At 67.6% G+C, this 16,896-nt stretch carries 17 protein-coding genes; 7 read left to right on the top strand and 10 right to left on the bottom strand.

What is annotated here, in order from left to right:
• Window positions 1-81 precede the first annotated feature (81 nt).
• The 3 genes from EV137_RS28660 to EV137_RS28650 are packed head-to-tail and all read right to left on the bottom strand — an operon-like array spanning window position 82 to window position 3,533.
• Window positions 82-969, bottom strand: a complete 888-nt coding sequence (locus tag EV137_RS28660; RefSeq protein ID WP_134008905.1) for a carbohydrate ABC transporter permease — start codon at window positions 967-969, stop codon at window positions 82-84.
• The gene (locus EV137_RS28655) at window positions 966-1,910 is read right to left on the bottom strand and encodes an ABC transporter permease (protein ID WP_134008907.1); all 945 of its coding nucleotides are present in this window, start codon (window positions 1,908-1,910) and stop codon (window positions 966-968) included. The genes EV137_RS28660 and EV137_RS28655 overlap by 4 nt, the downstream gene beginning before the upstream one ends.
• A complete protein-coding gene (locus tag EV137_RS28650; protein ID WP_134131469.1) occupies window positions 1,911-3,533 on the bottom strand; it encodes an extracellular solute-binding protein in 1,623 nt (540 codons plus the stop codon).
• 47 nt (window positions 3,534-3,580) lie between these two features.
• On the opposite strand from EV137_RS28650, the gene EV137_RS28645 reads away from it, so the two are divergent.
• The 4 genes from EV137_RS28645 (at window position 3,581) to EV137_RS28630 (ending at window position 7,344) form a co-directional block, all read left to right on the top strand.
• The gene (locus EV137_RS28645; protein WP_134131468.1) at window positions 3,581-4,642 is read left to right on the top strand and encodes a sialidase family protein; all 1,062 of its coding nucleotides are present in this window, start codon (window positions 3,581-3,583) and stop codon (window positions 4,640-4,642) included.
• A gap of 14 nt (window positions 4,643-4,656) precedes the next feature.
• On the top strand, window positions 4,657-5,592 hold the full coding sequence (locus EV137_RS28640) for a dihydrodipicolinate synthase family protein (RefSeq protein WP_134131467.1): 936 nt from the start codon (window positions 4,657-4,659) through the stop codon (window positions 5,590-5,592).
• Between the two features lie 27 nt (window positions 5,593-5,619).
• Window positions 5,620-6,330, top strand: coding sequence for a FadR/GntR family transcriptional regulator (locus tag EV137_RS28635; RefSeq protein WP_134008915.1), 711 nt, complete (start codon window positions 5,620-5,622; stop codon window positions 6,328-6,330).
• Window positions 6,331-6,483: 153 nt separating this feature from the next.
• Window positions 6,484-7,344: a type IV toxin-antitoxin system AbiEi family antitoxin domain-containing protein gene (locus EV137_RS28630; protein ID WP_134131466.1), complete on the top strand. Its 861-nt coding sequence runs from the start codon at window positions 6,484-6,486 to the stop codon at window positions 7,342-7,344.
• A 105-nt stretch (window positions 7,345-7,449) separates the two neighbouring features.
• Here the strand turns inward: EV137_RS28630 and EV137_RS28625 are convergent, their stop codons facing one another.
• Window positions 7,450-9,090 (bottom strand): DNA repair helicase XPB, encoded by a 1,641-nt coding sequence (locus EV137_RS28625; protein WP_134008919.1) that lies wholly within the window; start codon window positions 9,088-9,090, stop codon window positions 7,450-7,452.
• An 81-nt stretch (window positions 9,091-9,171) separates the two neighbouring features.
• Between EV137_RS28625 and EV137_RS28620 the strand changes: the two genes are divergently transcribed.
• Window positions 9,172-9,582, top strand: coding sequence for a DUF4259 domain-containing protein (locus EV137_RS28620; protein ID WP_166680038.1), 411 nt, complete (start codon window positions 9,172-9,174; stop codon window positions 9,580-9,582).
• Window positions 9,583-9,595: 13 nt separating this feature from the next.
• Here EV137_RS28620 and EV137_RS28615 read toward each other — a convergent pair whose 3' ends face one another.
• Genes EV137_RS28615 through EV137_RS28605 form a run of 3 tightly spaced genes read right to left on the bottom strand, consistent with a single transcriptional unit; the run spans window position 9,596 to window position 13,181 of the window.
• Entirely contained in the window at window positions 9,596-11,878 is a 2,283-nt protein-coding gene (locus tag EV137_RS28615; RefSeq protein WP_134131465.1) for a helicase-associated domain-containing protein, read from the bottom strand.
• A 2-nt stretch (window positions 11,879-11,880) separates the two neighbouring features.
• Entirely contained in the window at window positions 11,881-12,402 is a 522-nt protein-coding gene (locus tag EV137_RS28610) for a P-loop NTPase family protein (RefSeq protein ID WP_134131464.1), read from the bottom strand.
• On the bottom strand, window positions 12,399-13,181 hold the full coding sequence (locus EV137_RS28605) for a GNAT family N-acetyltransferase (protein WP_134131463.1): 783 nt from the start codon (window positions 13,179-13,181) through the stop codon (window positions 12,399-12,401). Before EV137_RS28605 ends, EV137_RS28610 begins: the two co-directional genes overlap by 4 nt.
• 108 nt (window positions 13,182-13,289) lie before the next feature.
• Between EV137_RS28605 and EV137_RS28600 the strand changes: the two genes are divergently transcribed.
• Entirely contained in the window at window positions 13,290-14,063 is a 774-nt protein-coding gene (locus EV137_RS28600) for an alpha/beta fold hydrolase (RefSeq protein ID WP_134131462.1), read from the top strand.
• Here the strand turns inward: EV137_RS28600 and EV137_RS28595 are convergent.
• Both EV137_RS28595 and EV137_RS28590 read right to left on the bottom strand, forming a co-directional pair.
• Window positions 14,027-14,401, bottom strand: a complete 375-nt coding sequence (locus EV137_RS28595; protein WP_134131461.1) for a DUF427 domain-containing protein — start codon at window positions 14,399-14,401, stop codon at window positions 14,027-14,029. The genes EV137_RS28600 and EV137_RS28595 overlap by 37 nt on opposite strands.
• A gap of 50 nt (window positions 14,402-14,451) precedes the next feature.
• Complete coding sequence (locus tag EV137_RS28590) at window positions 14,452-15,501, bottom strand: saccharopine dehydrogenase NADP-binding domain-containing protein (RefSeq protein ID WP_134131460.1); 1,050 nt, start codon at window positions 15,499-15,501, stop codon at window positions 14,452-14,454.
• 83 nt (window positions 15,502-15,584) lie between these two features.
• On the opposite strand from EV137_RS28590, the gene EV137_RS28585 reads away from it, so the two are divergent.
• Window positions 15,585-16,148 (top strand): TetR/AcrR family transcriptional regulator, encoded by a 564-nt coding sequence (locus EV137_RS28585; protein WP_134008935.1) that lies wholly within the window; start codon window positions 15,585-15,587, stop codon window positions 16,146-16,148.
• Here EV137_RS28585 and EV137_RS28580 read toward each other — a convergent pair.
• Window positions 16,122-16,892 (bottom strand): metallophosphoesterase, encoded by a 771-nt coding sequence (locus tag EV137_RS28580; RefSeq protein ID WP_238175610.1) that lies wholly within the window; start codon window positions 16,890-16,892, stop codon window positions 16,122-16,124. The genes EV137_RS28585 and EV137_RS28580 overlap by 27 nt on opposite strands.
• Window positions 16,893-16,896 lie beyond the last annotated feature (4 nt).

Here is a 16,896-nt window from a genome sequence, read left to right as displayed (position 1 = left end):
CGTTCCCACAGGGTTTGCCCAGGCGCAACCCTGACGTTGCCCTGGGCAACCCCCGAACGGGTGGCTGAGACGCAGCTGTGATCAGCCCTTCACGGCGCCGGTGAGAACGCCCTTGGCGAAGTGCCGCTGCAGGAACGGGTAGATCACCAGGATCGGCACGATCGAGACCACCAGGATCGCCATCTGGATCGAGGCCTGCGGCGGGAGCAGTTCGGTGCCGAGTTCGGCGCTGCCGAGTTGGGTGTCGTTGATGACGTACGTCCGCAGTACCAGCTGCAACGGCCAGAGCTTCGAGTCGTTCAGGTACAGCAGCGCGGAGAAGAACGCGTTCCAGTAGGCCACCGCGTAGAACAGGCCGATCACCGACAGCACCGCCTTCGACAGCGGCAGCACGATGTTGGTGAACGTCTTCAGCTCACCTGCGCCGTCGATCCGCGCGCTCTCGGTGAGCTCGTTGGGCAGGTTCATGAAGAACGCCCGCAGTACGACGACGTTGAACGCGCTGATCATCGTCGGCACGATCAGTGCCCAGATGCTGTCCAGCAACCCGACGCCCTTGACCGTCAGGTACAACGGGATGATGCCGGGGGAGAACAGCATGCTGAACAGCACGACCAGCAGGATCGGCCGCCCGGCGACGAAACCCGGCCGCGACAACGCGTAGGCCAGCAGGCACGACACGGTCAGGCTGAGCAGCGTCCCGACGATCGTGACGAAGATGCTGACGAACAACGCCCGCGTCACCACGCCGCCGGCGAACAACGACTCGTAGGCCCCGAAGTTGATCGACTTCGGCAGCAGCACCAGACCGCCGGACTCGTTGATCTGCTTGTTCGGCGCCACGCTGGTCGAGATCACCCCGACGAACGGGACGATCACGACCGCGCAGAAGACCAGCAGCACGAGACCCTTGAAGATCCGCATCGGCCAGCCGGGCATCGGCACGCCCTGGACAATCCTGGTACTCATCGCTGGTACACCCCTTGCTCGCCGAAGATGTGCGCCACCTTGTTCGCGGTCAGCACGAGGATGACGCCGACGATGCCCTTCACCAGGCCGACCGCCGCCGCGACACCCCAGGCGCCGCCGAGTACGCCGTTGTTGTAGACGTACGTGTCCAGTACTTCGCTGACGTCCCGGCCGACCGCCTGCTGCTGCAGGATGATCTGCTCGAAACCGACGGTCAGCGAGTCACCGAGCCGCAGGATGAACAGCAGGATGATGATCCCGCGCAGTCCCGGCAGCGTGACGTGCCACAGCTGCTTCATCCGGCTCGCACCGTCCACACTCGCGGCCTCGTAGAGCTGCGAGTCGATCTGGGACAGCGCGGCCAGAAACAGGATGGTCGCCCAGCCGGTGTCCTTCCAGATGATCTGCGACGTCAGCAGCACGTGGAACAGCTCGGAGTTCCCGATGATGTTGATCGTCGACAGGTCGTGCGACCGCAGGTAGTTGTTCAGCAGGCCGCTGCCGCCGAGCATCTGCTGGAACAGCGCGACCACGATCACCCAGGACATGAAGTGCGGTAGGTAGAGGATGCTCTGCGCGATCCGCTTGATCCGCTCGGAGAACAGCGAGTTCAGCAGCAGCGCGAGCAGGATCGGCGCCGGGAACACGAAGATCGACTGCAGACAGGTGAGGATCAGCGTGTTCTTCAACGCCCGCAGGAACGCCGGGTCGCCGTTGAAGATCACACTGAAGTTCTCCCAACCCGACCAGTCGCTCGCGTTGATCCCGAGGAACGGCTGGTAGTCCTTGAACGCGATCACGTTGCCCAGCAGCGGCACGTAGTGGAACGCGATGATCAGCGCGATCCCGGGCAGCGCGAACAGCAGCAGCACACGGTCCCGCAGCAGCCGCCGGCCGAGGCTCAGCTGCTGCTGCGGGCGCGTCTTGGATCGTTGCAGCATCTACTTCCCTGCCGTGTCCGAGAGGGCCTGCTCGAACTCGGAGCGCATCTTGTCGCCGCCGGAGGACTTCCAGTTCTGCATGGCTGCCTTCCAGTCCGAGACCGGCTTCTTGCCCTGCACGATCTGGCCCTCCAGGTCGGTCATCGTCTTGGCGAGCTGGGTCTGCTTCTTCGACGCCGTGTCGGAGTACAGCCCGTACGACGCGTCGTACACGAGCCGCTTCGCGACCTTCTCCTGGATCGCGTGCTGCTTCTGCGGCACGTCCGGCTTGCCGGCCCAGTACAGCGCCAGCGTCGAGTCGCTGATGTACTGCAGGCCGATGCCGGTCTCCACGGTGCCCACCTTGGTCGGCACCGGGTCCGTGCCCTGCAACGTGTAGTGCCGGCCCGCGACGCCGTACTTGCGGAAGAGGTACTCCTCGGTGCCGAACGGCGCCGCCATCCAGTTCGCGACCTTCAGCAGTGTCTCGGCGGAGTGCGTGCTGCTCTTGCTGAACGCCGTCACGTTGTTCAGCGCCGAACCCATCCACGGCTTGCCCTCGCCGCCGTCGAAGCCGGGGACGTCGAGCATGTTCACGGCGAACGCGTCACCGGCGCTGTTGTCGTTGTAGTACTGGTTCCAGGCCACGAAGCTGTCGTAGTCGAACGCGGCGATGCCGCCGTTGAACCACTGCTTGCGGGCGCTCGCCTTGTCGTTGAACGCGTCCGGGTTGATCACACCGGCGGCGACCATCTTGCGGCCGGCCTCCAGGGCCTGCTCCTGCGCCTCGTGCTCGTACATCGAGGTGAACTTGCCGCCCTCTTCCTTCCAGACGTTCGGGATCCCGAGCATCATCCGGATCGTCGACATCGGCACCCGGGTCCAGGCCCACTTGTTCTGCTTGGCCGCGGTCATCTCCTTGGCCAGGTCGAAGAACTCCTGGAAGTTCTTCGGCGCCGGGTCCTTGATGCCCTTCGCGGCGAGCAGGTCCTCGCGGTACAGCGCGAGCGACGTACGGGACATGCCGCGCGGCACCGGGACGCCGTAGATGGCGCCGTTGAAGACGCAGCCCTTCCAGAACTCGGTCGGGATGTTCGCCAGGAACGGGTACTTGCTGATCGCGTCGCCGGACAGGTGCTCGGTCAGGTCCATGCACTTGGACTTCACCAGGCCGGGGATCTGCGGCGTGTCCGGCGGGATGTTCAGGATGTCCGGCAGGTCGCCGCCCGCGATCCGGGTCGCGAACTTGTCCTTGTACTCGTCGTTCGACGCCATGCTGATCTGCAGCTCGGAGCCCAGGCGCTTGTTGAGCTCCTGCCAGAACTGGTTCTTGTCGGCGGCGGGCGGGATGGCGCCGGGGATGTTCGTCATGAACGTGATCGGCTTGCCGTCACCAGGAGCATCGGCAATCGCCTTCACCGGGTTCGCCGGGTACTTCAGGAAGCCGTCCAGCACCACGTCGGTGCCGGGCAGGTCCGGCTTGATCTGGCCGTACTTCGTGTACGTCGGCAGCTTGACGGCCGCGTTCGCCGCGGCGGTGTTCTTCTTGTCGGACGCGCACCCCGCCAGCAGCGGCGTACCCGTGACCGCGACAGCGGCGGCGGCCAGACCACCGCCGAGGAATGTTCTTCTGCTGACCGGCATGAGGCCTCACTTCCATCGGAGGGCCACACCATGACATAGTACGTCCTATGTCTTCAAGAGTCGGCGCTCTGGAAATCTTCGATCCGGCGGGGAGCGGCTATCACACGTTCCGCATCCCGTCGGTGCTGGCGCACGGCTCGCTGGTGCTCGCCTTCTGCGAGGGCCGGCTGCACGGAGCCGGCGACGCGGGGGAGATCGAGGTCGTACTGCGTCGTTCGCTCGACGGCGGCCGGACCTGGCTGCCGCTGCAGGTGGTGTCGGCGGTGCCGGGCAAGACCTGTGGAAACCCGGTGCCGTTGGTCGACCCCACTTCCGGGGACATCGTGCTGGTGACGGTGCAGAACGGCGCCGACGCGATCGAGATGTCGCTTGCCCGGGGCACCGATCCTGAGTCCGGCCGTCGGGTGTTCGTGCAGCGGTCCGCTGACGACGGTGCGACCTGGAGCCCTGCGCGCGAGATCACGGCAGAGGTGAAGCCGGGCGACTGGGGCTGGTACGCCACGGGGCCCTGTCACGGCATCACGCTGCGCTCCGGGCGTCTCGTCGTACCGGCCAATCATTCTTTTGTGCCGTCCTCTTTCGAGGAGGACCTCGTCAGGCTGAACGGCGGGCACTGCATCTACAGCGACGACGGCGGGGTTTCCTGGTCGGTCGGTTTCGTGGACCGCAACGACGGTGCGGAGATCAATGCGAACGAGACCGCTGTCGCCGAGTTGCCCGACGGGCGGCTGTACTTCAACGCCCGCAACCACCAGGGCACCGGCCCGGCCCGTGTGCACGCCTGGTCGTCCGACGGCGGTCAGACCCTCGATGCGCCGTACGCCGGGATTCCCGAGATCACCGCACCCGGCATCCAGGGCAGCGTGCTCTGCCTGCCGGACGGGCGGTTGCTGTTGTCCACACCGGTCAACCCGACGTCACGTCGGGAACTGACCGTTTTCGTCAGTGCGGATTCCGGTATGTCGTGGAAGCCGACTCTGGTCGTGCACGAGGGCATGGCCGGGTACTCCGATCTGGTGCTGCTGCCCGACGGCTCGATCGGGATCTTCTACGAGGCCGGTGAGACGTCCTCGTTCGCGACCTTGCGCTTCGCCACATTCGCCCTTTGAGGTTGGGAGACCCCTTGACCGCATCCGCCCATCTGACCGGTGTCGTACCTCCGCTGGTTACTCCGCTCACCCCGTCGTACGACGTCGATACTGCATCGCTGGCTCGGCTGATCCAGTACCAGCTGACCGGGGGTGTGGACGGAGTGTTCGTGCTCGGCACCTCCGGCGAGGGCACGTTCCTGACCGACGAGCAACGACAAGTCGTGCTGGAGGCGGCTGTCGCAGAGGTGGCGGGACAGGTACCGGTACTGGCCGGCGTCATCGACACGTCGACCAACCGGGTCGCTGCGCACGTGTCTGCCGCGTTGAAGGCCGGTGTGGACGGCATTGTCGCCACGGCGCCGTTCTATGCGGCCACCCACCCTGCTGAGATCGAGCGCCACTTCGTGCGGCTGGCGTCGCTTGCGGGCGACACGCCTCTCTATGCGTACGACATCCCGCCTCGGGCGGGCACCAAGCTTCCGGCTGCTCTTGTGATGTCTCTTGGCGAGCAGGGGGTGATTGCGGGTGTGAAGGACTCGTCCGGGCAGGAGACTTCGCTGCGAGAGTTGGTGCTGTCCCGTCGGGAGAGGTCGCTCGACGACTTCGTGATCATGACTGGGTCCGAGGTGACGGTCGACTCCGCGCTGGCGTTCGGGGTGGACGGCGTCGTACCTGGTCTGGGGAATGTGGATCCGGCCGGGTATGTGCGGTTGTTCAAGGCTGCGGTGAGTGGTGATGTGGCGGCGGCGCGGGACGAGCAGGACCGGTTGTTCCGGTTGTTCGACATCATCAACGTGGCGGACCGGTCCCGGATGGGGGCCAGCTCGGCGGCACTCGGTGCGTTCAAAGCGGGGTTGTACCTGTTGGGCGTGATCGACTGCCCGGTCACGGCGTACCCCTCGATCCCCTTGAACGACACGGAGATCGCCGCAGTCCGACCGCTCCTGGACCGCGCCGGATTACACTGAGCGGTCCTAGGTAGAGGGAGGCCGGCAGTGACAACGGGTGGGCTCAGCCGGGCACGTGGTGCGGCAGGGAATCAGTCCTTCATCCGCGACGCGATGAAGTCGTACATCCTGGAACGCGGTCTGAAGGCGGGTGACCCGCTGCCGAACGAGCAGGACCTGATGGCGCAGCTGGGCGTCGGCCGGCACCCGCTGCGCGAGGCGATGAAGGCGCTGCAGGCGGTCGGCATCATCGAGATCCGGCACGGGTACGGCACGTACGTCGGCGAGGTGAACCTGCAGTCCCTGGAGGACGGCCTCGCGTTCCGCATGTCCCAGTCGATGGCCGGCGACCTCCGCGACGTCCAGAACGTCCTGGAGGTCCGCCAGGCCATCGAGGTCGGCCTGGCCGACGACGTGGTCAGGCACTTCAAGGAGCACGGGTACGACGCCCTGGAGCCCATCGTCGAACGCATGGAAGCCAAGGCCGCCGACGGGCAGTACTTCCCCGACGAGGACTGGGCCTTCCACCAAGCCCTCTACGAGCCGTTGGGCAATGCCCTGGTCATCGACCTGCTGTCAGTCTTCTGGCGAACCTTCGCCCAGGTCGACGCCCGCCTCCCCGGCGCCCGCTACACCCCCGCCGACGCCGCCGCCTGGCACCGAGACCTCCTGAACGCGCTCCAGTCCGCCAACCCCGACACCTACGCCCACTCCATGAAACGCCACTTCAACGGCATCCACACCCGCCTCGGCGAATAACTCTGCAGCTCGACAGTACGTATATGTCCACTGCGGGCAGGTGGTTGACCGGCTGAGCGTGAAGGCGGGCGCGTCCGCGCGACACCTCCTGTCGAGCTGCCGCCTGTGGATGAACAAAGTCATCGGCCGGGCAAGTTCAGGCACCATCCCGGGATGGAATCGGTCGATCAGATCCTGGCGCGCCGGGGCGGCTGGGCCACCGCCTCCGAATTGACCGGCGTGGTCACGCGACATGCTGTCGCGAAGGCGGTCGCTCGTGGTGACATCCAGCGGATCGCGCTTGGGGTCTACGCGCTACCCGGCCTCCCGGCCGACATGGTCGCCGTATTGGCCTATGACGGCGTCCTCTCGCACGTAAGCGCGGCCGCCGCAGCTGGCCTGCCCTTGCTGGTTGCGCCGGAGAAGCCCCATCTGATCCTGCCGCCGCACCGCCGTCCGCGACCAGGTCCACCTGCTGTGCTGCATTGGGCCAAGGTCAGTTCATCCGAGCGGCAGGACCGGATCACGTCCCTGCCCCGCACTGTCGTCGATTGCTGCCGCGTGCTTCCGTTCGCCGAGGCGCTTGCTGTCGCCGACGCTGCCCTCGCCACTCGGCACCTGCATCCGGAGGAGCTGCTCGCCGAGGTGTCTGCGATGCGGGGTGCCGGTTGCCCGAACGCACGCCTGGTAGCCGCCGCGGCCACTCCGTTGGCCGGCAGTTTCCTGGAGTCGATCCTCCGGGCACTCCTGATCAGCGCGGGCATCGACGGTTTTGAACCGCAGGTGCTGGTGTCGCACGACGGGTTCCACGCCCGAGTAGATCTTGGACATCGCCGTGCCAGGTTGGCCCTGGAGGCGGAGGGCTTCGAATTCCACGGGTCGCGACGGGATTTCGCAGCCGACTGCTACCGGTACGACGAGCTCAACACGGCCGGCTGGCTGGTGCTCCGGTTCACCTACGAACAGATCATCGGCGACCCGGCCTGGGTTGTCGCGACCGTCCGCGCGGCACTAGCTCAGCGGCTCGCCGCGTGAAGTCCGGCAGCTCGACAGTACGTATACGTCCACTACAGGCAGGTGGCCGGCCGGTTGAGGGTGAGGGTGGGCGCTTCGGCGCGACACCTCCTGTCGAGCTGCAGATCAGGCGAACAGGTTCTCCGCGTCGACGATGGTGTACGCGTAGCCTTGTTCGGCTAGGAAGCGTTGGCGGTGGGCGGCGAATTCGGCGTCGATGGTGTCTCTTGCGACGATGGAGTAGAAGCGGGCGGTGCGGCCGTCGCCCTTGGGGCGGAGGACTCGGCCCAGGCGCTGGGCTTCTTCCTGGCGGGAGCCGAAGGTGCCGGAGACCTGGATGGCGACCGACGCCTCGGGGAGGTCGATGGAGAAGTTGGCGACCTTGCTGACCACGAGCCGTTTGATCTCGCCGGTGCGGAACGCCTGGAAGAGACGCTGCCGTTCCTTCACCGTGGTCTCGCCCTTGATCACCGGGCACTCCAGGCGTTCACCCAGCTCGTCCAGCTGATCGATGTACTGACCGATGACGAGCAGCGGCTCGTCCGCGTGGTGCTCGGCGATCCGCCGTACCAGCTTCGACTTCGCCGGGGTGGAGGCGGCCAGGCGGTAGCGGTCTTCGGGCTCGGCGGTCGCGTACACGAACCGCTCGGTCTGCTCGAGATCCACGCGCACCTCGATGCAGTCCGCGGGCGCGATCCAGCCCTGCGACTCGATGTCCTTCCACGGAGCGTCGTACCGCTTCGGGCCGATCAGCGAGAAGACGTCACCCTCGCGCCCGTCCTCGCGGACCAGCGTCGCGGTCAGCCCGAGCCGGCGACGGGTCTGCAGGTCGGCGGTCATCCGGAAGATCGGCGCGGGCAGCAGATGAACCTCGTCGTACACGATCAGGCCCCAGTCGCGCGCGTCGAACAGCTCCAGGTGCGTGTACACGCCCTTCCGGCGCGTCGTCATCACCTGGTACGTCGCGATCGTGACCGGACGGATCTCCTTGCGCGCACCGGAGTACTCGCCGATCTCCTCCTCGGTGAGGCTGGTCCGCTTCAGCAGCTCGTCCTTCCACTGCCGAGCCGACACCGTGTTGGTGACCAGGATCAGTGTGGTCGCGGACGCCTGCGCCATCGCGGCCGCGCCGACGATCGTCTTGCCGGCGCCACAGGGGAGTACGACGACACCGGAGCCGCCGTGCCAGAACGAGTCGGTCGCCTGCTCCTGGTAGGGGCGCAGCTCCCAACCGTCCGTCACCAGGTCGATCTGGTGTGCTTCGCCGTCGACGTACCCGGCCAGGTCCTCGGCGGGCCAGCCAAGCTTCAGCAGGGTCTGCTTGAGGTGACCACGCTCCGACGGGTGCACCAGGACGGTGTCGTCGTCGAGCCGGGCGCCCAGCATGGGCTTCACCTTGTTGCTGCGCAGCACCTCTTCCAGCACCGGCCGGTCGGTCGTCACCAGCACCAGACCGTGCTGCGGGTGCTTCTCCAGCCGCAGCCGCCCGTACCTGTCCAGCGTCTCCGCGATGTCGACCAGCAACGAGTGGGGGACCGGGTACCGGCTGTAGCGCAGCAGTACGTCGATCACCTGCTCGGCGTCATGCCCCGCGGCCCGCGCGTTCCACAGGCCCAGCGGTGTCAGCCGGTACGTGTGCACGTGCTCTGGCGCCCGCTCCAACTCGGCGAACGGCGCTATAGCCTTCCGGCAGTCGCTAGCGTCCGCATGCGCCGTCTCCAGCAACAAGGTCTTGTCCGACTGCACGATCAAAGGACCGTCCGTCACCCGCACTCCTATCGTCGCCCCGACCCTCCATTGTGCCTGACTGACCCAACAACCAACCGCGGCGCTGTAGATTGCGCGGCTATGGGTGCTTGGGACGAGTCGGTGTTCGGCAATGATGTCGCTGCTGACTGGGTGGGAAATCTGGCCGACGGCGGTACGGCGGAACAGGTCGAGGAGCTGTTGCGCGAGGTAGCCGGGCTGCCCGCCGACGAGTACCTGGAAAGTGGGCCAGGATCCGAGGCGCTGGCTGCGGCGGAGCTGGTCGCCGCCTCGGTGGGTCGAGGGTTGCCGGCGAACCCGTACAGCGAGGCCGGCCTGGAGTGGGTCGCGCGACACCCTGAGGTGGCGGCGCTGCAGGAGCTGGCGCGAGCTGCGGCGGAACGAGTACGTGCTGGGGAGTCCGAGCTGGTCGACCTGTGGCAGGACGCCGAGCCGGCTGACTACGAGGCCTGGCAGGCGGTGGTCGCCGACCTGCTGACCCGGCTGGCCTGACAGTCCGCGAGGGTCAGTCGACTGGGCGGGCTGTGGAGATTCGGTGGAGGGCGTAGGTTCGGGGGGTTTCGGTGGTTTCGTCGTAGGCGGTCAGCCAGCCGTCGGCTACTCGGACGGGTTCTACGATGCGTTCGGAGGAGTGGCCGTTGTGGTCGACGTAGACGATCCAGGTGCGGGTGTGCGCCTCGGCGGCGTTGGTGAGGACGGCGATGGTCTCGGCGGGGGCGGCGGGTGAGATCAGGCCGTCGTCGCCGGGGCGTTCCGCGGCGATCCGGTCGCCGGCGCGGACCTTCTCGATGACCGCCTTCACCTGGTCGTCGGTCAGGTCGAACGCGCTCTCGTTGAAGTCCCGGCTGGTACGTCGCCGCGGCGCCTCGCCACGCCGCGGCGCACCGGTCACATGCAGCGCACCGTCGAACGTCTCCGCCAGCGGAGCCAACCCGGCGTCCCGCAACCGACTGAGCACCATGTCCGGCGGTGACGGCGACACCACCACGGTCGGCGCCAACCGACGGAACCGCACACCAGGCAGGTTCGAGTTGAGCAGCTGGGTCAGTACGTTCTCGTCATCACACCGCAGGTACGTCGACGCGGTCCCCAGCCGCAGTACGCCGTGCCGTCGTGCAACGTCGTCGACCAGGTACGTCAACGGCTGAGGCACCGGCGTACGTGAATGCTCCGCCAACCACGCGTGCAACTGCTCCGCAGTACGTCCGAGGTCGAATGCACGCCGTACGGAGCTCTCACTGAACCGGTAGACGCCGGCGCCACCGTCGGACTCCACGTCCGCCATGGCCGACAGCTCGTCCTGCACGGTCCGCACCAAAGGCCCAGGAGCCACCGCCGTGAGGTCAGCCTGCAGCAGCACCTCAGACACCGGCTCTGGCATCAGTGGGCTGATCGCCTCGGCCAGCTCGTCAGCTGTCGGCTCCGGTCCCAGCAACGGCTTCGCATGTGCCGCCAGCGCCCCCAGCCCCGTCAATCCGAGCAGTGCGGCCTCAGACACGCTCCACTCGACCAGGTCGTCCCGGAACTGCCCACCGCGCCGTGGACGATGCCAAGCCACCCACATCACTACAGTCTCCGGAGCTGGCGCAGTACCCGCACCAGCCTCGGCCAGTGCCTGCAACGCCAGCACCCGGATCTCTGGTGCCAGCAACCGCTCCAGGTCCGGTGCCAACGCGTTGATCAGTCGCTCACGCGCAGCTGCAGTACTGCCGGTGCTGTCCCGCCGCCCGATCAGTCCGATCGCCCTGAGGCCGGAGAACCAGGCCATGACGAGCTGAGCCCATCGATGCGCAAGGTCCAGCTCCAGCCGGTCGTCGTACGCACTGGTCGGCAGCCACATCTCACTGGTCCCGACCTCCACCGCGGCAACGAGCCCCGCGGCGTACGCCATCTCCAGCACCGCTGCAGCGGTCTGCTCTTCCGCACCGATCTTTGCGGCCAGACTGCGCACCTCACGGACACCAATGCCACCTGTGCGCAGCACTGGCGGTGGCTCGGTCCCCAACTGCTCCAGGGCCCGGTCAACCAGCCGCACCAAGTCGAGCGCAGCACCAGCGGCAGCCCGGTCAGCGATAGCGGCCGACACCTTCTTACCGGCCAGCGGCGGAGGCACCGGTCGTGTAGACGCCAGCACCCGCCCACCCCGCAGGTGCAGCCCGATCTGCCGCGGCAGCACGACCGTGTTCGCATCCTTGGGTACGACGAGACCGCGCGCCAGCAACCGCTCTACCGGCGTCCGGGCCGACGCGATCGTCACCGGCCGGTCGGCCTTCTCCACCGAACCGGTCGGCGGACCCCAGGTGAGCTTGTCGAGTACGGCGCGCGCGTCCGGACCGGCGTCGTCGATCAACTGATCCAGATCGCCGAAGTGCCGCGTCGTGATCGGACCGAGCCCAGCCGGTGTCGGTCCAAGCAGCTCGTGCACCGCACGGATCGGCCGCAGGTCGTCCTCGGTACCCCAGACCAGAGCGAGCTCCAGCAGCTCAGTCACCCGCGGCCGGACCACCTCCTCTGGCTGGCCGACCCCCTGCGACAGCAACTCCACGTTCACCGGCTCCGGCAGCGCGGACAGCGCCTCCAGCAGATCCACACCGAACTCGTCCAGCCGGTTGATGGCACGCGCAGCCGACGCGTTGCTCGTCACCCGCGCAGCCAACTGCCCGGTGTCCGCGGGAATCGGCAACGCCAGGTCAGGTCGCCGTCGCAGCAGTTCACCGAGTGCGGCGTCGTCCCAGCCCCGCAACGCCTCAGCGAGGGTACGGGGGCGGGTCGGCTCGGTCGTGCTCATCCCTACAACGGTACGGGATCCTCGCCAAGGTCGGTCAGGATCTTCGCGACGGTCTCGTCCAGTGCACAGTCCGGACCGATGATGGTCTGCTCGATTCCGTCGAGTACGTCGTGCTCCCGGTACCAGTCCTTCATCATGTCCGGCTCCAGGCCGGGCAGGTCCCGGGTGCTGTGCCGTACGACGGTCTCCGCGAACGGGATGTCGAAGTAGTAGTGCAGTGTCGTCCCGCGGTGGTCGACCGTGAGCCGTCGCAGCATGTCGCCGTACCGGCCGGCGTCCATGATGCCCTCGAGCACCACGTCGTACCCGTGGTCGAGGGCGTAGCGGACGTTCAGATCGATCAGGCCGATGTTCACGCCACCCGGGAGGTCGTACTCGCGGAGCAGGATCCTGCGGACGTAGTCCTGCTCGACCCACGCCGTACCGCGGCCCAGACGTTCACGCAGCGTCCGGGCCGTGGTGGACTTGCCGGAGCCCGAGTTCCCGCGCAGTACGACGAGGCGGGTGCTAGAACTCCCAGTCACTCAGCTGCTCCGGCGTGTCCGATCCGGTGGAAGCCGACGCGTTCGTAGACCGCTGCGACCGCGTCCGACTCGGCGGACAGCAGCACCAGGTCCACGCCGTTGTCCAGTGCGTGCTCGACCAAAGCCGAGGTCACGGCGGCTGCAAGGCCGCGGCGACGCATGGAAGGCAGCGTGCCGACGCCGACGATCTCCGTGGTGGAGTCGACCGGCTGGTGAGTCCCGCTGGCCACCATGCCGTCGTCGGTGAACGCACCGGCAGTTACAGCCACGCCGCGGAGAACCCTGCTCTGCAGCGCCAAAACCGTGTCGGCCGACATCGCGGCAGCCGCTGCATCTCTCTCGGCCGGTCCAGCCTTGCCGATGCCCGTACCCGGCTCGCTGAACGCGAGTCCCGCAACTGCACGCGCCTGCCGGACCACCTCCTCGTCAGCGGAGAGGATCTCGCAGCGGGCATCAGCCGTGACAGGCCGGAAGTCCGCGCGCTCCAGCACCAGCAAGGGGTGCTGGACCACGTTGAGGCCAGCAGCCGCCGCAGCGTCGCCCAACGAGGGACAGGTCTCTACGACCCACTCGAAGCTCAGCGGGATCTCCAGCTCGGCACACCGCGCGCGTACCAGCTCGATGTCCGCCGGCTCGATCTTCACCCCCGAGCCGGGCACAGGGCGCGCGTAGTACGGCCAAACCGTCGTACTGCGGAACAGAGTGAACGGTCCGACCTGTTCGGCAACCGAACCGGACAACGGGACCCTGTGCAGGTAGTCATCGACTCTGGTGATCATCGCGAAGCAGTGAACCACCCAGCAAGTCCACGCGCCACCAGATATGTCGAAGCGTCCCGAACGGCTCCGACGTCCTGTACGTCAGCTACGACGACAGAGGAGCAGCAGATGGAGAAAGTGACGTCCGCGGACGGTACGACGATCGCCTACGACCGGCTGGGCAGCGGACACCCGCTGATCCTGGTCGGGGGAGCCCTGTGCGATCGGCACGCGCTCCGGCCGCTGGCCGACGAGCTGGCGAACCACTTCGACGTGGTGACGTACGACCGCCGCGGCCGCGGTGACTCCGGCGACAACCCGCCGTACGACGTCCTGCGCGAGGTGGACGACATCGCCGCGCTACTCACAGCCGTCGGCGGTACGGCGGCTCTCTACGGGCACTCGTCCGGTGCGGGGCTGGCGGCGATCGCAGCGAGCAGGCTGCCGTTCACCAAGGTCGTGCTGCACGAGCCGCCGTACGGGCCGGACGACGTGGACCCGTCGGACGACGGTGAGAAGGTGCTCGAACTGATCCGGGACGGCCAGAACCGGGAGGCGGTCGAGCTGTTCCTGCTGATGACAGGCGTGCCCAAACCCGAGGCGTTGCAGTTTGCCGCTACCCCGGGCCTCGCCGAGCTGGCGCCGACGCTCGCCTACGACTTCGCCGTCATGGGCCACGAAGGCACCACCCCGGTCGAAACGCTCCGAGCGATCAAACCGCCGACTCTCGTCATCGCCGGGACGGCGACCGCGCCGTTCATGATCGACGCCGCCCACCGCATCGTCCCGATCCTGCCGAACGCGACACTCACAGAACTACCCGACCAGACTCACGTCGTACCGCCGGAACTCCTCGCCCCGGTGATTCAGGCGATGATCTCGATCGACACCTTGTCGGGGTAGAAGGCGACGTGGTCGCGGATGTCGGCGACCGCGTCGTACGGCTGCTCGTACGTCCAGACCGCGTTCACGCCGTCCGCCCCGGCCGGGAGGAGGCTGTAGTACGACGCGTCACCCTTGTACGGGCAGTAGGTCTGGTGCTCGGTACGCTCGAGCAACGTGAGGTCGACGTCGTCCCGCGGGATGTACTGCACCGCCGGATAGCTCGCCTCCTGCAGCGACAGCGCGTCCCGCGTGTCCGCGATGACCTGGTCGCCGACCTTCACGACCACGCGGTCCGGGTTCTTTCCCACGGTGATCGGGTGGTCCGGTCCAGGAATCTTCACAGTCTTCTCCGCCATAACCGCTGACAACCCCGCCCGAGCCGGCGCCATTCCCGGATCGGGCATGATCAGCAGACTGAAATAGTTCCACCAGCGGCCTCTGCGAGTTCGGGGCCGAGGGCGCGGGCTGGTGTGTATGCGCCGGGCCGGCCCTCGCCGCGAGCCAGCCGTACGGCGGTTTCCGCTGCGACGCTCGCGGTGAAGTCCATCGCGTCCCCGGTACGCAGCCAGCCCTCCCGCGTCGTCCCGTCGGCCCAGGACACGACCGCGTGTCCCCAGGTGTGCTCACGCGGACGTGGCGCCGGCTTCCCCTCGACCGCCGCCAGCCGTCGTACGGCGAACCGTTGTAGCGGCGCGATCTTCAGCAACGCCCCGGCCACCGGCAGCAACACCCGTACGACGCGTGAACCCGGAATCAACGCGGACGTCGCGACAACAGCCGGCGCGCCACTCGACAGCTGCGCCGCCAGCAGTTCGCCGGTGGCAGCCCCGGCGGACTTCGCCGTCTGACCATCTGGCAGCGAGTGCTCGCGCGGATCGGCTCCCAGTCGCGCCGGGACCATCCGGCCACCTTCGTAGCGGAGCCCGCCAGTGGTCAGCCCGGAGATGATCGACCGCGCCAGCGCCTCGCCGAGCAGCCCGCCGTCGATCGCCACGGACGGCAGAGCGTCCACCTGCACGTGGCTCGGCGTCGGTCGATCCGTACACAGGCGAGCGACCACTGCCTCGGTTCCCAGCACTCCGAACCCGGCACCTGTCACGAATGTGCTGCCTGCGGCGACCGCCTCGTCGTGCAACGCCAGCAGCCGCGGCATCGCGACCAGATCGTTGGCCAGGTCAACGTAGTGCCCGCCGGGGAGGCACGCCCGCGCGATCGGCACGGCGGTCTCGGCGTACCCGCCGATCGTGTTCACCACCACGGCCGGCCGGCGGCGGGCGATCTCGGCGGCCGGCTGATCGGTCTCGATCACCTCGACGCCGGCCAGCCCCAGCTCGGCGGCGGTCTTGTGGATCCGTTCGGCGTTGCGTCCGACGAGTACCGGCGTACCGCCGCGCGCCGCGACCTGGGCCGCGATCTCGCGCCCGGTCCGCCCAGTCGCACCAAGAATCCAGATCATGTCGAGCCTCCTGGGAAGTGATGTCTCAGAGTGTCATCAGCAACGATAACACTCTGAGACATCACTCTTGCTAGACTCCGGGCATGGCGCGATGGGACCCCGGAGCCGAGCAGCGGCTGCGCAAGGCCGCCCTCGAGCTGTACGCCGAGCACGGGTACGACGCGGTGACCGTCAACCAGATCGCCGAGCACGCCGGCCTGACCCGGCGCTCGTACTTCCGCTACTTCCCGGACAAGCGCGAGGTTCTGTTCGCGGGTTCGCAACGCCTGCCCGCGGCCGTGACCGAGGCGATCCGCGCCGTCGACCCCTCGGTTGCACCGTGGCCCGCCGTACTGCAGACCGCCGTCGCAATCGGTGAGTTGCTCGCGGACATGGCCGAGGACACCGACGTACGTCGTGCCGTGATCGCCGCGAGCCCCGAGCTGCAGGAGCGTGAGCGGACCAAGCTCGCATCCGTCACCGCTGCGCTCCGCGAAGGGCTGGAGGAGCGTGGGCTGCCGGCAGAGGACGCCGCGCTGATGGCGCAGGTCGGCTCGGCGGTGCTCCAGAACGCGTTCAGCCGGTGGATCGACGCCGGCGGAAAGCGATCATTCCGGTCCTGCCTTGATGTGGTTGTCGAGTCACTCCGCGGTGAGCTCGACCACTAGGCACGGGCCGCCGTCGAAGGCGCCGCCGTCGATGCCCAGGGCGAGGCCGTCGGCGTACAGGTGGGGGCCGGTGAGGAACTGCGGGTCGATGCCGAGTTGGTCGGCGACGATGCTGTGGCCGTGCACGATCCGGCGGCCGCCGAGGTGCTGGAGGAGGATCCGGGCGACGTCCGGACCGCTCGGGCCGCGGAACGCGTACCGCGACGTCGTCCGGCGCCAGATCTCCCACCACACCTCGATGTCGTCGGAGTGCAGCTCGGCCGCGGCCGTGGAGTTGATCTGGTCGATCGTGTCGCCCCACTCGACGTACTCGGCGGTGTCCGAGTGCATCAGCAACTGGTCGGCGTCCAGACCGAGCAGCGGTTGGTCGAGCAGCCAGGCGACGTCGTCGTCGGTGAGCAGTTCCTGGTCGCGGTCCTGGCCGCCGTTCAGGGCCCACGAACGCTCGAAGCTGCGCAGCGTGATGCCGTCGTGCGGGACGAACGTGTCGCCGAACTTGTACATCCCGAGCGCGAGGATCTCGTGGTTGCCGAGCAGCATCCGGATCGCGCCCTCCGGTGCCTGGTCGATCAGGCCGCGGACGTACCGCAGTACGCCGATGCCGTCCGGGCCGCGGTCGAAGAAGTCGCCGAGGAACCACAGCCGGGTGTCCTCGCCGGCGGTCCAGTTGCCGTCGGCATCGGTGAGACCGGCGGCGTGCAGTGCGGCCGTCAGTTTCTCCAGGTGGCCGTGGATGTCACTCACGGCG

Origin of the sequence: Kribbella pratensis (assembly GCF_004366075.1) — a bacterium.
In the GTDB taxonomy this organism is placed as follows: domain Bacteria; phylum Actinomycetota; class Actinomycetes; order Propionibacteriales; family Kribbellaceae; genus Kribbella; species Kribbella pratensis.
The sequence above is the reverse complement of the archived record's forward strand: the minus strand, read 5'-3'. Positions and strand labels throughout refer to the sequence as shown.

Bases quoted from the DNA above. Each gene is read 5' to 3' on its own strand.
- EV137_RS28585 (WP_134008935.1), top strand. From the start codon at position 15,585: ATGGCGCGATGGGACCCCGGAGCCGAGCAGCGGCTGCGCAAGGCCGCC.
- EV137_RS28645 (WP_134131468.1), top strand. From the start codon at position 3,581: ATGTCTTCAAGAGTCGGCGCTCTGGAAATCTTCGATCCGGCGGGGAGC.
- EV137_RS28655 (WP_134008907.1), bottom strand. From the start codon at position 1,910: ATGCTGCAACGATCCAAGACGCGCCCGCAGCAGCAGCTGAGCCTCGGC.
- EV137_RS28605 (WP_134131463.1), bottom strand. From the start codon at position 13,181: ATGATCACCAGAGTCGATGACTACCTGCACAGGGTCCCGTTGTCCGGT.
- EV137_RS28615 (WP_134131465.1), bottom strand. From the start codon at position 11,878: ATGAGCACGACCGAGCCGACCCGCCCCCGTACCCTCGCTGAGGCGTTG.
- EV137_RS28630 (WP_134131466.1), top strand. From the start codon at position 6,484: ATGGAATCGGTCGATCAGATCCTGGCGCGCCGGGGCGGCTGGGCCACC.
- EV137_RS28600 (WP_134131462.1), top strand. From the start codon at position 13,290: ATGGAGAAAGTGACGTCCGCGGACGGTACGACGATCGCCTACGACCGG.
- EV137_RS28660 (WP_134008905.1), bottom strand. From the start codon at position 969: ATGAGTACCAGGATTGTCCAGGGCGTGCCGATGCCCGGCTGGCCGATG.
- EV137_RS28650 (WP_134131469.1), bottom strand. From the start codon at position 3,533: ATGCCGGTCAGCAGAAGAACATTCCTCGGCGGTGGTCTGGCCGCCGCC.
- EV137_RS28590 (WP_134131460.1), bottom strand. From the start codon at position 15,501: ATGATCTGGATTCTTGGTGCGACTGGGCGGACCGGGCGCGAGATCGCG.
- EV137_RS28595 (WP_134131461.1), bottom strand. From the start codon at position 14,401: ATGGCGGAGAAGACTGTGAAGATTCCTGGACCGGACCACCCGATCACC.
- EV137_RS28620 (WP_166680038.1), top strand. From the start codon at position 9,172: ATGGGTGCTTGGGACGAGTCGGTGTTCGGCAATGATGTCGCTGCTGAC.